This is a genomic window from Nocardia sp. NPDC049935 (genome assembly GCF_055586645.1).
The window spans coordinates 738,524-751,369 of sequence record NZ_JBVJHV010000002.1 but is presented as its reverse complement, the minus strand read 5'-3'; the positions used below and the strand labels follow the sequence as shown (position 1 = coordinate 751,369).

Here is a 12,846-nt window from a genome sequence, read left to right as displayed (position 1 = left end):
CAGTGAATACTTCTGTCCATGGATCGCATCGTGGCAGCTCTCGCCGACAGCGCGCGATGGCGTCTCGTCGAACTCCTCGCCGAACGCCCGCGCTCGGTCGGGGAGCTGGCCGACCTGACCGGCCTGCGGCAACCGCAGACGACGAAACACCTCCAGACCCTCGCCCGCGCGGGTCTGGTCACCGTGTTCCCGCTGGGGCAGCGCCGGGTCTACGCCCTGGAGGCCCCGCCGCTACGGGACCTCCGGCACGAGCTGGGGAAGCTGATCGGCGCGATCGAGGCCCACTCCGGTGACCGGGACGCGGTGGCGCGCTACCGCGCCGCCATCGAGCGCGACAGCGCGGCGGCGGACGGCCGGCGCTGGGCGGACGGCCGCACCTTCGTCTTCGAACGCGACCTCCCCGCGCCCCCGCCGGAGGTCTGGCGGTTCTGGGCCGAGAGCGATCTGCTCGCCTCCTGGTGGGCGCCCGCGCCGATGACGGTGACCGAATGCGGATTCGCCCTGTTCCCCGGCGGACCGGTGGTTCTCGAGTACCGCGACGCCGAGGGGGTCCGGTATCGCTCGGAGGGCCGGGTCGAACACGCCAACGCGCCGGGCCACCTGGCCTTCACCCTGTCCGTACTCGACTCCGCCGGCGCCATCGCGTTCACCGGCCACTACGACCTCACCCTCACGGCGGCCGCGGCGGGCACCCGGCTCCGGCTCGAACTCGCCGTCACCGAGACGACCGTCGAGGCCGTCCCCTACATCGCCGGTATCGAAACCGGATGGGCCCAGGTGCTCGACAACCTCACCGCCGCGATCCACGATCCGCGATCCGGCGCCACCACCCACACCGGAGAAACAGGAGCACACTCATGACCGAGACGACCCGCGCGGTACGCGCCAACATCAGCATCACCCTGGACGGGCGATACAGCGGCCCCGGCGGGGCCACCGACCTGGGCGCGATCGTGCCCTACGCGGTGACCGAGGTCGCACGCGATCACCTCACCAGAATCCGGGAAGGCGCGACCACCGCCGTGCTCGGCCGGGTCAATGCCGAAGGATTCCTGGGGTTCTGGCCGCCGGTCGCCCAGGACGAGAACGCCGATCCGCGCGACCGCGGCTACGCGAAGTGGCTGGTCGATACAGAGAAGATCGTCCTGTCCAGCACCGTCACCGAATCGCCGTGGGAACGTACGCGCATGGTGAACGCACCGGCGGCGCAGGTCATCACGGAACTGAAAGCGACCGGTACTGGCGATATCCTCGTCAACAACAGCGTCAGCGTCATCCGGGCGCTACTCGCCGAAGACCTGCTCGACCGGCTGTATCTCATGATCTGTCCCGAGATCGCCGGGGACGGGCAACGGCTCTTCACCGACGGCCTGCCCGGTTCGAAATGGACGCTCCGGCATCAGGAAACCGGTGAATTGGGTGAGATCGCCGTGATCTACGACCGCGCGCGCTGAGAGCGGATCCGTCCCGCGGGCCGCACGTCAACCCGCGGCACCCGGCTCATTGGACGTCGGAGGTATCCACCAGATGCTCGAACGCGCGCAGGTTCTTCAGCGATTCGCCCCGGGACACCCGCCACTTCCATTCCCGGCGAATCGATTCGGCGAATCCGAGTTCGAGCAGGGTGTTGAAATCGCCGTCCACGGCTTCGAGGATCTGGCCGAAGATCCGATCCAGTTCCTCGGCGGTCACCGCGTGCGTGGCCGCCCGGCCGACCAGATAGATATCGCCCACCTTGTCGAGGGTGTAGGCCACGCCGTAGAGACGGCGGTTGCGGCGCAGCAGATATTTGTAGACGCCCTCGAAATTCTCATCGGGTTTGCGGCAGACGAAGGATTCGAAACGCACACCGTGCCCGCCCACCGTGAGCATCACGTTCGTCTTCAGTTTCCGCTCACCCGGTAATACGGCGACGAACACCTCGTCACCGGTCCGGGTGTATTCGATCTCGCGATCCCGCAGCGTCTCCTCGACGATCCGAGCGGTATCGGCTATCTCGCTCATCTGCGCACTCCCGTCCGGCGCCGCCACAGCGCCCGCGATCTGGCCTGGCTCTCGCCGAGGGTAGCCGGACCGCGACCGTAGTCGGCCAGCGCGGCGGTATAGCTGGCGAGCAGCTTGTCCGCGGTATGGGCCCACGAGAAACCGGCGGCGTGGGCCACCGCGTGCCCGCCCATGGCCCGCAACCGCGCCGGATCATCGAGCAGGTATTCCAGCGCACCCGCCCAGTCCGGCGTGCGATGACCGGACACCAGCAACCCGCTGTGCTCGTGCCGCACCGCGGTACCCAGCCCGCCGACCGCGGCCGCCAGCACCGGGGTACCGGCGGCCTGGGCCTCCAGCGCGACCAGCCCGAACGATTCGTTGTAGCTGGGCACCGCCACCAGATCCGCGGCCCGGTACACCTGCACCAGGCGGTCGGGCGGTTGCGGGGGCAGGAAGGTGACCTGGTCGCTGATCCCGAGTTCGGCCGCCAGCTCGATCAGCGAATCCGGGCGTTCCAGCCCGGTCCCCGACGGCCCGCCGACGATCAGCGCCCGCAGCCGCCGGCCCGGTCGCCGCCGCACGGCCTCCGCGACAGCGCGCACCAGCACATCCGGAGCCTTCAACGGCTGGATCCGGCCCACGAACGCCACGATCTCCTCATCCGCCGCGAGCCCCAGCTCGGCCCGCGCCCGCAGCCGGTCGCCCGGCCGGTAGCGGTTGAGGTCCGCGCCGGGCGGGACGATATCGATCCGGTCGGGCAGCGCGCCGTACAGCTCCCGCAACTGCCGGGCCTCGCGCGCGGTGTTGGCGGTGAGCCGGTCGGCCTCCGCGATGACCTGCTTCTCACCGATCTCGCGGGTCGCGGGTTCCGGGGAATCCCCCTCGGCCAGGGCGGCGTTCTTCACCGCGGCCAGCGTATGAGCGGTATGCACCAGCGGCACCCGCCAGCGGTCCCGCGCCAGCCAGCCCACCTGACCGGAGAGCCAGTAGTGCGAATGGATCAGGTCGTAGTAGCCGGGCAGATGACGGGCCTCCTGCCGCAGCACCTCGGCCGTGAACGGGCACAGCTGGGTCGGCAGATCGTGCTTGTCCAGGCCTTCGAAGGGTCCGGCCACCACATTGCGCACCAGCACCCCCGGCGCGGCCTCCTGCACGGGCGGCAGATTCGACGAGGTCGCGCGGGTGAAGATCTCGACCTCGGTCCCGCGCCGCGCCAGCTGTTCGGCGGTCTGCAGCACGTAGACGTTCATCCCACCCGCGTCCCCCGTGCCCGGCTGGGCCAGTGGTGAGGTGTGCACCGTCAGCACGGCGATTCTGTTCGGCCGGCGGTCCGGGCGTTGACTCACGATGTCCATACTGCACGGTGCAACGCGGCAGCCCGACGGCTCCTTCCCGAGGGGTGAAAGTGATCACAGTAATTTTGGAGCGGCTCCGCCGCTCGAGGCGGGGCCCTATTAACCCCGGTTCTTCACTCCCGGCGGTCGGTCGCTGCGCTCCCTCCCTCTGGTCGCTCCAGAACCGGGGCGGGCCCCGCCCGGCGAAGGCGACCGTCAGGGGGGAGGGGGCGAGGGGGACGTTGTTATGGGGTGGCCAGCTCGGCGGAGAAGTGGCGGATCTCGGTGGTGAAGCGGTCCGGGTCCTCGATGAACAAGGCGTGTTTGGCGTCCTCCCAGATGGAGGTGCGGCCCAGGGGGGCGGTCTCGGCTATGTAGCGGCCGTCGGCTACGGGGACCACCGGGTCCGCCGAACCGTGCAGCACCAGCACGGGAACATCGAGTCCGCGCAGGGTCTCGGTGTTGTCCACGGTGCGATAGAACAGCGCTTTTCGCACGAACGGGGGCGTGGCCAGGCTCGCGCCGAACAGACGTTGCGCGTCCGCGCCCTTGTCCCGGCGGGACCCCGTATTGGCGTCGCCGAACGCGGTGAAACCGCGCATCGCCTTTCCGGGGCTCTCCTCGAATGCCGCCGGTATCGCCTGCTGCATGGCCTCGCCGACCTCGGCGCCCGGCACGCCCCGGCCGATATTGGCCATCGACCCGGTATAGACCACCCCGGCGACCGCTCCGGTCCCGTACTCGGCCAGATAGTCGCTGATCACGATCCCGCCATAGGACCATCCGAGCAGCACGGCGCCCGCCTCGATCGATTCGGCGGCCAGTACGGCGGCGATATCGCCCGCCCAATTCTTCGGCTCGTCGTACCCGGTGCGCGGAGCCTCCGAATACCCGTGGCCCCGCAGGTCGACCGCGACCACCCGGAAATCGGCGGCGAGATCCTCGAACACCTGCCCCCAGCACCGCAGATCCGCCGACCACCCGTGCACCAGAACCAACGGCGGTGAATCCGGTGACCCGCCCGTCCGGTAGACGATGCCGGTGCCGTCGATACTGCGCACTTCTCTGATGGCCATGAGCGCATCATAGGATCGGGCCCATGAGCACACGTACCGCCGTTGTCACGGGAGCCAGTTCGGGAATCGGTGCGGCCACCGCCCGGGAACTCGCGAAGCAGGGCTATCACGTGTACGTCGGCGCCCGGCGGGTGGACCGGCTCGCGGTGCTGGCCGAGGAGATCGGCGGGACGGCGCTGGAACTCGATGTCACCTCCGAGGAATCGGTGGCGGCCTTCACCGACGCGGTCGGCGAGGTGAACGTGCTGGTGAACAATGCCGGTGGCGCCAAGGGCCTGGCCACTGTCGCCGACGCCGACCTGGACGACTGGCGCTGGATGTGGGAGACCAACGTCCTGGGCACCCTGCGCATGACCAAGGCCCTGCTACCGAAACTCATCGCCTCCGGCGACGGCCTGATCGTCACCATCACCTCGGTGGCCGCCTTCCACGCCTACGACAACGGGTCCGGCTACACCACGGCCAAACACGCCCAGGCGGTGCTGCACCGGACCCTGCGCGGCGAACTCCTCGGGCAGCCGGTGCGCCTCACCGAGATCGCGCCGGGCGCGGTGGAGACCGAGTTCTCGCTGGTCCGCTTCGACGGCGACGCCGGCCGCGCCGCGGCCGTCTATCAGGGCATCGACCCGCTGGTCGCCCAGGACATCGCGGAGATCGTCGCCTTTGCGGCGAGCCGCCCGCCGCACGTGAACCTGGACCAGATCATCGTCAAACCCCGTGATCAGGCCGACCCGGGTCGTTTCGCCCGCCGCTCCTGACCCGGTCGGCGCCGGCCCGGCGTCAGAGGTCCAGACCCACCGTCACCGGTTCGGGCACCAGGGTGATCCCGAACCGGTCGGCCACCCCGTCCCGGACCACGCGGGCCAGCGCGGCGATATCCGCGGCGGTCGCCGCGCCCCGGTTGGTCAGGGCCAGCGTGTGCTTGGTGGACAGCCGGGCGGCGGCGTCCGGACCCGGGAACCCCTTGGCGAAGCCGGCGTGCTCGATCAGCCAGCCCGCGGAGAACTTCACGCCGTCGGGCGCGGGGTAGGTCGGGAAGGAGATATCGCCGAGCCGGTCGCGGATGGCGGCGCGCACCCGCTCCACCTCACCGGCGGGAACGACCGGGTTGGTGAAGAACGAGCCCGCGCTCCAGGTGTCGTGGTCGGCGGGGTCGAGCACCATGCCCTTACCCGCGCGCAGACCGAGCACGGCCTCGCGGACCGCGGCCGCGGGGCGGGATTCGCCGTCGCCGGCGCCCAGTATCCGGGCCAGTTCGCCGAAACGCAGCGGTGCGCTCGTGCCGGAGGGATCCAGGGCGAATTCGACCGCCAGCACCACCGCGTCGCCGGTGTGCTTGAGGCGGCTGGTGCGATACCCGAGGGCGAGATCCTCCGGACCCACCCAGTGGGTCTGCCCCGACGCCCGGTCCAGCAGCCGCACCCGGCGCAGCAGCTGGGCGACCTCCACGCCGTAGGCGCCGACATTCTGTACGGGGGTGGCTCCGGCCGATCCGGGGATACCGGACAGGCATTCCAGCCCGCCGAACCCGGCGGCCACCGTTTTCGCCACCACCGAATCCCAGTTCGCCCCGGCTTCCACCGTGACCCCGTCGGCACCGAACTCGATACCGGCGCTCGCGACGCGGACCACCACACCGGGCACCGGGTCGTCGGAGACGAGCAGGTTGGACCCACCGGCCACCAGCAGTACCGGCACCTCGGCGGCATCCAGCGCGGTGACCGTGGCCACCAGCGAGTCGGTGGTGGCGCAGTCGGCGACCGTGGCCGGCCCGCCGACCCGCAGCGTGGTGAGCTCGGCCAGCGGGACCGCGGACCGCACCCGGGCGCCGGTTCCGGCCAGCAGGGTACGGAGTTCGTCGGCCGGGACAACCCGAGAAGTTCGCACGACCAGACGGTAGCGTGTCCGGTCATGGCTACAGCGCTGGCGTATACGGCTCGCTATTCCCACCCGGTCGCCGCGGTCCGCGAGGCGTTCTGCACCGAGCAGTACTGGCGGGATCGCATCGAGGCGGTGGGCGGACCGAACGCGAAGTTCGTCTCGCTGACCGTGGAGGGCGAACAGGTCCGGGTCGAGGTCGTGCAGACCATCCCCTCCGATCTGCTGCCGGCCGCCATCACCGCTGTACACCCGGGCGATCTGATCATCCCGCGCACCGAACTCTGGTCGGGTACCGCCGGTAGTTTCGAGGCCCGCGTCGAGGGCGCGCCGGCGGAGGTCCGGGGCACCATCACCGCCGTCGACGAGCCCGACGGGGCGGTCGCCGAGATCTCCGGATCCATCGAGGTGAAGATTCCGCTGTTCGGCCGCAAGATCGAAGAGGCCATCGGGGAACGTCTCACCGAACTGCTCGCCGAGGAGACCGAGTTCACCAACGGCTGGATCGCCGAACGGGCGTAGCCGCGCCTACCTGCGCCCACGGTCCGGCCTCCGGAGGGTGGGCGCGGCCGCGGGCGGTAACCTACCGCCCATGGCTCGCCGACTCGACTATTCCGCCCGCTATCCGCTGCACACCACCAAGGAGCTGTACGCGGCGCTGACGAACCGGGATTACTGGGAGGCGCGGATGGAGGAGATGCGCAAGTACTCCCCCAACGAGGTCATCTCCATCGACGCGAGCGAGGACGGGATCGATGTGGTGCTGCATCACATCCTGCCCCGCGATGTGCTGCCCGAGGTCGCCCAGTCGGTGATGCGCAAGGATATGGTCATCACCCGCAAGGAGAGTTACGGCCGGTTCGGGCCGGAGGTCGACGGCCGGTATTCGGCCTCGATCCCCGCCGGGCCGGGCAGCCTCACCGGCACCATCAGCCTGTTCCCCACCGAAACCGGCTGCACGATGCGGATGTCGTCGGAGGCCAAGGTCTTCATTCCGATGGTCGGGCCGCGGCTGGAACAGCTCATGCTGGTGAATCTGGTGGACCTGTTCCGCGCCGAGGCCGAAGTGACCCAGAAATGGCTGGACGAGCACAAGTCCGCCGGCTGAGCGTTCCGCTCGGCACCGTCACCCGCGGCACCACCGGCACCAACCGGCTGCGGCGCAGCGACCGGCAACTGATGCACGATCCGCGGATCACCGAGGTACTGCGCGGGGCGGCCGATCCGCTGGTGGTCGACCTCGGCTACGGGGCGCAGCCCTGGACGACGCTGGAACTGGCCGCCCGGTTGCGTACGGTCCGGCCGGATACCCGGGTGGTGGGTCTGGAAATCGATCCGGCCCGGGTCGTCCCCGCCCGCGACGGCGTGGTCTTCGCGCGCGGCGGTTTCGAATTGGCGGGTCTGCGCCCGATCCTGGTCCGCGCGTTCAACGTTCTGCGCCAATACCCGGAAGCCGCGGTCGCCGGCGCGTGGCAGACGGTACTCGCGGGCCTGGCTCCCGGTGGGTTGCTGGTGGAGGGCACCTGCGACGAACTGGGCCGCCGCTGCGCCTGGGTGGTGCTGGACCACTCCGGCCCCCGTTCCCTGACGCTGGCCTGGGATCCGCTCACCGTCGAACGCCCCTCGGATCTGGCGGAACGACTCCCGAAGGCGCTCATCCACCGCAATATCCCCGGAGAACGCATCCACGCCCTGCTCACCGCGGCCGACCGTGCCTGGGCGCACAGTGCCGCGCTGGCGTCCTTCGGCCCCCGGGTGCGCTGGCGGGCGGCCGCGGATCTCCTACGGGAGCAGGGGTTTCCGGTGCGCGATCACCGGCGGCGCCTACGCGACAATATTCTCGAGGTGCCGTGGTCCACGGTGGCGCCGGCCTGACAGGCGGAGACCGGCATGTGTCCTAGATCACAATAGGACGCCCGGAACCGAGGCTGACGTCGGCACCTTCACCGTGTGCCCATATCCGGGCCTCATAGCCGGCACAGAATCATCGGGAAGAATCTCACTCATGTCCACCAAGTCCCTGTCTGTCCCGAAGGTCAGCCGCCGGACCACCGTGATCGCTCTGGTCGCCGTGCTCGTGCTGGTGGCCGGTGCGTTGATCGGCGGTGAAGCCTATGCGCGGCACCGCATAGCGAGCTGCATCAGCTCGCAGTTCGAGAAGGAAATGGGCTCCAAGATAGATGTCGGTTTCGGAGCCAAACCGCTGCTCATCACCTGGCTGGACGGGAAGGTCTCCCGGATGGACGTCGACAGCGAGGGCGCCGAGTTCGGCCCCGCCGTCGGTATGCAGGTGCATGCGCAATTCCACGACATCACCATGCCGAAAGGCAGTAGCAGCGGCAGTTCGATCGGCAGTTCCTCGGCCGATGTGAGCTGGAGCAACACCGGAATCAGCGAAACGCTGAAAGGCCTGGTCTCCGATGTGATCTCCGATCCCGCCACCGGGCAGCTCACCATGAAGGTGCTCGGCGGTATCGGCGAATTGCAGGTCGTGCCCCAGATCGAGGACGGCAAGGTCGATGTATCGGTCGCCCAGGCCCAGTTCCTGGGATTCGGAATACCCGACGACCTGGCCCAGGGCGTCGTGGATCTGATGACCGAGAGCCTGCAGACCTATCCGCTGGGCCTGCAACCGACCGAATTGCGGGTCACCGACGACGGTATCGAGGTAGACCTGGCCGGCGGCCCGGCCCAGCTGCCCGCGCCCGCCGAGGGCAGCGATGCCTCCTGCTGACCTCCGGCCCGTACACCCCGGCGGGCCGGGCCGGGTCTCACTCCGGGAAACCGGCGAGAACGTCACGGCTGCGGGACAATCCGAGCCGGGTCGCACCCGCGGCGATCATCTCCGCGGCCGCGGCCGCCGTCCGGATCCCGCCGCTCGCCTTCACGCCGAGGCGCCCGCCCACCGTATCCGCCATCAACCGCACGGCACGCGCGTCGGCGCCGCCGGCGGGATGGAACCCGGTGGAGGTCTTCACGAAATCCGCCCCCGCCTGTTCGGCGGTGCGGCAGGCCTCGACGACGGCCTCGTCGGGCAACGCGGCGGATTCGATGATGACCTTCAGCAGCGCACGGTCCGAAATCGACTCGCGCACCACGATGATATCGGCCAGGACGGCGGCGAAATCGCCGGAGCGGGCCGCCCCGACGTCGATCACCATATCCACCTCGGCCGCACCCTGCTCCACCGCCAGCCGCGCCTCGGCCCCCTTCACCAGCGAATGATGTTTGCCGGAAGGGAAACCCGCGACGGTGGCGACCACCACGCCCGGTGCGCGCACCGGAAGCATGGCCGGCGAAACGCAGATCGCGTAGACCCCGAGCTCGCGCGCCTCGGCCACGAGGGCGGTAACATCCGCGCTCGTCGCTTCCGGGGCCAGCAGGGTGTGGTCGATCATTGCGGCCACCTCGGACCGGGTCAGCGACTGGGAATCGGCCATGGGTCCAGAGTCTGGCATACCCGTATCCGATGGCCGGGGCCCGGCGCGGCGAATTCCGTTGCGCGCCTCCGAGCCCTCACGCACACTCGTATCGGCCGCCGAAGAGAGGACGCCGTTGCTGATCCGCCGCGAACGCATGGTCGACGCCCCCGCCATCGCCGCCGTCCACCGCAGCGCGTTCGCGCCGCACTACGCACCGGGCGGCCCCGCGGCCGGTGCGGCGGATCCCGGCGCGCCTCCCGAGGTCGCGCTGGTGGACCGCCTGCGCAGTGATCCGGCCTGGATCCCGACCCTGTCGATGGTCGCGGTGGCACAGGAGACCGTGGTCGGTCATGTCTGTGTCACCCGGGCCACGGTCGGTCCGTTCCCGGTACTGGCCCTCGGCCCGATCGGCGTGCTCGCCGAAGCCCAGGGCGAGGGCGTGGGCACGGCGCTCATGCACGCGGTGCTCGGCGCCGCGGACGCGCTGGACGAACCCCTGGTCGGACTGCTCGGCAGCCTCGAGTACTACCCCCGGTTCGGATTCCAGCCGGCCGAACGGCTGGGTATCGCCCCGGACCAGCCGGACTGGGCGAGCCATTTCCAGATAAGGCCGCTGACCGCCTACGACGCGCAGATCCTCGGCGAGTTCCGCTACCCCGAGCCGTTCTACGCCCTCTGACCGGCTCCCGGACCGGCGGGAGGCGGAGGCGCGGACGGCCGCGCGGGCCCGCCCTGTCAGGATGACCTCATGGTTTCCGCCGTTCCCGTCGCCGACGACCGTCGCTACGTGCTCACCCTGGGCTGCCCCGACCGTCCCGGCATCATCGCCACCATCACCTCGTTCATCGCCGGGTTCGGGGGGTCCATCCTGGAGGCGGGCTACCATTCCGATCCCGAGACCGGCTGGTTCTTCACCCGCCAGTCGATCAGGGCCGCGACCGTCCCGTTCGGCGTGGAGGACCTACGGCAGCGGTTCCGTACCATCGCCGACGAACTCGGTCCGCGCACCGAATGGCAGGTCCACGATTCGGGCGTCCGGCGCCGCTCGGTGGTCCTGGTCAGCAAGGAGGGGCACTGCCTGCACGATCTGCTGGGCCGGGCCACCTCGGGTGAACTGCCGTCCACCATCGAGGCGGTGATCGGCAACCATCTCGACCTGGCCGCGATCACCGAGGCGCACGGCATCCCCTTCCACCACGTCCCGTTCCCGAAGGATCCGGCCGAACGCGGCCCGGCCTTCGAGCGGATGCGCGAACTGGTCGACCGCCACGATCCGGACGCGGTGGTGCTGGCCCGGTTCATGCAGGTGCTCCCGGAGGATCTGTGCGAGCACTGGGCCGGCCGGGCCCTCAATATCCACCACAGCTTCCTGCCGTCGTTCGTCGGCGCCCGCCCCTACCACCAGGCCTTCGCCCGCGGCGTGAAACTCATCGGCGCGACCTGCCACTATGTGACCCCCGAACTGGACGCCGGCCCGATCATCGAACAGGACGTGATCCGGGTCGACCACGCCGACGAGGTGAGCGATATGGTCCGCCAGGGTCGCGATATCGAACGTGTCGTGCTGGCCCGTGGACTGCGCTGGCATCTGGAGAGCCGCGTGCTCGTGCACGGCCGGCGCACCGTGGTGTTCTCCTGACCGCCGCGCGGGCAGCGCTCAGCCGGCCGCGGTGGCCGGCTCCCGTACCGAGGTGAGCACCTGATCGAGGATCTCGTTGAACTCCTCGATCGCTTCCAGGTTGCCGAGGTGGCCGGTGGGCAGCAGCACGAACCGGACCAGGTTGCCGGTCTGTTTCAGCCACTCCGCGATCTGCTCGGCGTGTACGGCGGGGGTCATATCGTCGGCGGTCCCGGCGATCACGGTGGTGGGCACCGTGAGATTGCGGGCCGCGTCGCCCAGGTCCATCTCCGCCAGCAGCAGGCCGAACGCCGACCGCACCCGCGACCGGCACGAGCGCACGATATTCATCCCGAACTCGATGGACTCCGGATCGGCGGCCAGGCTCATGATCTGCCGGGCGAAGATCCAGCGGACCGCCGCTACCGGCGGGAAGACGATCCGCGCGCTCAGGCCGTTGCGCCCGAGCCACGCGGGCAGCGGGACCATCCGGTCGATCAGCGGCAGCGGCCGGTTGAAGAACGGCACGACGGTGGTCTCGGCGACCAGCGAATGCGGCCCGGTATTGGCCAGCACCACCGCCGCCGCCTGTTCGGCGACCCGCTGCGGATACTTACCGGCCCATGCCTGCAGCGTCATCGCGCCGAGGCTGTGGCCCACGATCACCGCACGCTGCCCGGGCCGCAGCGCGGCGTCCAGGACGGCACACAGGTCGTCGGCCAGCAGATGGCAGTCCAGTTTCTCCGGCGCGCCGAATTCGCTCTCCCCGTGCCCGCGCAGATCGAACGCGATGATCCGGTACTGCCCGGCGAACTCGTTGATCTGCGGGTTCCAGTATTCGAGCGAGCACGTCCAGCCGTGGACGAGAACCACGGGCAGGGCATCGGCGGGACCGTAGGCGTGTACTCGCAGCCGGGCGCCGTCGGCGGCCCGGGCCTCGATGACCTCGTGCTCCACCCGCGGCGGGTTCAGCGCCGGGTTGCGGTATCCGCCCCGGGAACGCAGTCCGGCACGGTGCACCTCGAAAAGACCCTCGATCTGGTCCACGAGGGCGCCCAGGGCCGCCTTCGGCATCGTCGCGCGCATCGGCACACTCCTTTGTGTTACTCAATGACACAGTAACTCTTGGAGTGCCACCCCGCCACCCGGGTATCGCGGTCCCGCCGCGAATGCCTCCTACCAGCGCGGTCCGCGCTGCACTTCGTCGAGTTTGGGCCGGACGTCGGCCAGGTAGATACCCGTCGCGATGATCGCGATGAACGCCAGCAGCCCCAGACCGGAAGATCCCACCAGCAGCAACAGCGCCGCCACGCCCAGAATCCCCAGCCAGATCGGCTTGGTCAGTTTGTCGACCGCGGTGAACGCGTCCGAACGCTGGCGCACGGCGTGCACCAGCGCGAATACGGTCGCACCCAGCGCCAACAGCCGCAGCGCGAGCATGATCCACCCGGTCAAGCCATACACCTGTTCCACCCCACCATGATAAGAGCAGCGCCCCCGTGCACCACAGGTGCACGGGGGCGCGAGCCCTG

At 69.7% G+C, this 12,846-nt stretch carries 16 protein-coding genes; 9 read left to right on the top strand and 7 right to left on the bottom strand.

Features of this window, described 5'->3' with window-relative positions:
* The first annotated feature begins 18 nt into the window (after positions 1-18).
* Positions 19-861 carry a metalloregulator ArsR/SmtB family transcription factor gene (locus tag ACZ6SF_RS11815; protein ID WP_466062032.1) on the top strand — a complete coding sequence of 281 codons (843 nt, stop codon included), beginning with the start codon at positions 19-21 and terminating at the stop codon, positions 859-861.
* On the top strand, positions 858-1,454 hold the full coding sequence (locus ACZ6SF_RS11810; RefSeq protein WP_466062031.1) for a dihydrofolate reductase family protein: 597 nt from the start codon (positions 858-860) through the stop codon (positions 1,452-1,454). The genes ACZ6SF_RS11815 and ACZ6SF_RS11810 overlap by 4 nt, the downstream gene beginning before the upstream one ends.
* A gap of 46 nt (positions 1,455-1,500) precedes the next feature.
* On the opposite strand, the gene ACZ6SF_RS11805 is transcribed toward ACZ6SF_RS11810, so the two are convergent.
* From ACZ6SF_RS11805 to ACZ6SF_RS11795, 3 genes are all read right to left on the bottom strand, one after another.
* Positions 1,501-2,004, bottom strand: coding sequence for a type III secretion system chaperone family protein (locus tag ACZ6SF_RS11805; RefSeq protein WP_466062030.1), 504 nt, complete (start codon positions 2,002-2,004; stop codon positions 1,501-1,503).
* Positions 2,001-3,341, bottom strand: coding sequence for a D-inositol-3-phosphate glycosyltransferase (gene mshA, locus ACZ6SF_RS11800; protein WP_466062029.1), 1,341 nt, complete (start codon positions 3,339-3,341; stop codon positions 2,001-2,003). Before mshA ends, ACZ6SF_RS11805 begins: the two co-directional genes overlap by 4 nt.
* A 224-nt stretch (positions 3,342-3,565) precedes the next feature.
* On the bottom strand, positions 3,566-4,396 hold the full coding sequence (locus ACZ6SF_RS11795; protein ID WP_466062028.1) for an alpha/beta fold hydrolase: 831 nt from the start codon (positions 4,394-4,396) through the stop codon (positions 3,566-3,568).
* Between the two features lie 23 nt (positions 4,397-4,419).
* Here ACZ6SF_RS11795 and ACZ6SF_RS11790 point away from each other — a divergent pair, with 23 nt between their 5' ends.
* A complete protein-coding gene (locus ACZ6SF_RS11790) occupies positions 4,420-5,154 on the top strand; it encodes an SDR family NAD(P)-dependent oxidoreductase (RefSeq protein WP_466062027.1) in 735 nt (244 codons plus the stop codon).
* 22 nt (positions 5,155-5,176) lie between these two features.
* Here ACZ6SF_RS11790 and ACZ6SF_RS11785 read toward each other — a convergent pair whose 3' ends face one another.
* Positions 5,177-6,217: a UDP-N-acetylmuramate dehydrogenase gene (locus ACZ6SF_RS11785; protein ID WP_466062265.1), complete on the bottom strand. Its 1,041-nt coding sequence runs from the start codon at positions 6,215-6,217 to the stop codon at positions 5,177-5,179.
* A gap of 90 nt (positions 6,218-6,307) precedes the next feature.
* Here ACZ6SF_RS11785 and ACZ6SF_RS11780 point away from each other — a divergent pair, with 90 nt between their 5' ends.
* The 4 genes from ACZ6SF_RS11780 (at position 6,308) to ACZ6SF_RS11765 (ending at position 9,008) form a co-directional block, all read left to right on the top strand.
* On the top strand, positions 6,308-6,796 hold the full coding sequence (locus ACZ6SF_RS11780; protein WP_466062026.1) for a DUF2505 domain-containing protein: 489 nt from the start codon (positions 6,308-6,310) through the stop codon (positions 6,794-6,796).
* A gap of 70 nt (positions 6,797-6,866) precedes the next feature.
* Positions 6,867-7,382 (top strand): DUF2505 domain-containing protein, encoded by a 516-nt coding sequence (locus tag ACZ6SF_RS11775; protein ID WP_466062025.1) that lies wholly within the window; start codon positions 6,867-6,869, stop codon positions 7,380-7,382.
* Complete coding sequence (locus ACZ6SF_RS11770; RefSeq protein WP_466062024.1) at positions 7,352-8,149, top strand: class I SAM-dependent methyltransferase; 798 nt, start codon at positions 7,352-7,354, stop codon at positions 8,147-8,149. The genes ACZ6SF_RS11775 and ACZ6SF_RS11770 overlap by 31 nt, the downstream gene beginning before the upstream one ends.
* 130 nt (positions 8,150-8,279) lie before the next feature.
* The gene (locus ACZ6SF_RS11765; protein WP_466062023.1) at positions 8,280-9,008 is read left to right on the top strand and encodes an LmeA family phospholipid-binding protein; all 729 of its coding nucleotides are present in this window, start codon (positions 8,280-8,282) and stop codon (positions 9,006-9,008) included.
* Between the two features lie 37 nt (positions 9,009-9,045).
* Here ACZ6SF_RS11765 and deoC read toward each other — a convergent pair whose 3' ends face one another.
* Positions 9,046-9,714, bottom strand: a complete 669-nt coding sequence (gene deoC, locus ACZ6SF_RS11760; RefSeq protein WP_466062022.1) for a deoxyribose-phosphate aldolase — start codon at positions 9,712-9,714, stop codon at positions 9,046-9,048.
* Between the two features lie 115 nt (positions 9,715-9,829).
* On the opposite strand from deoC, the gene ACZ6SF_RS11755 reads away from it, so the two are divergent.
* The gene (locus ACZ6SF_RS11755) at positions 9,830-10,375 is read left to right on the top strand and encodes a GNAT family N-acetyltransferase (RefSeq protein ID WP_466062021.1); all 546 of its coding nucleotides are present in this window, start codon (positions 9,830-9,832) and stop codon (positions 10,373-10,375) included.
* 69 nt (positions 10,376-10,444) lie between these two features.
* Positions 10,445-11,335 carry a formyltetrahydrofolate deformylase gene (gene purU / locus ACZ6SF_RS11750; protein ID WP_466062020.1) on the top strand — a complete coding sequence of 297 codons (891 nt, stop codon included), beginning with the start codon at positions 10,445-10,447 and terminating at the stop codon, positions 11,333-11,335.
* 18 nt (positions 11,336-11,353) lie between these two features.
* Here purU and ACZ6SF_RS11745 read toward each other — a convergent pair whose 3' ends face one another.
* Both ACZ6SF_RS11745 and ACZ6SF_RS11740 read right to left on the bottom strand, forming a co-directional pair.
* The gene (locus ACZ6SF_RS11745; protein WP_466062019.1) at positions 11,354-12,400 is read right to left on the bottom strand and encodes an alpha/beta fold hydrolase; all 1,047 of its coding nucleotides are present in this window, start codon (positions 12,398-12,400) and stop codon (positions 11,354-11,356) included.
* A gap of 90 nt (positions 12,401-12,490) precedes the next feature.
* The gene (locus ACZ6SF_RS11740; protein WP_466062018.1) at positions 12,491-12,787 is read right to left on the bottom strand and encodes a DUF2516 family protein; all 297 of its coding nucleotides are present in this window, start codon (positions 12,785-12,787) and stop codon (positions 12,491-12,493) included.
* Positions 12,788-12,846: the final 59 nt, after the last annotated feature.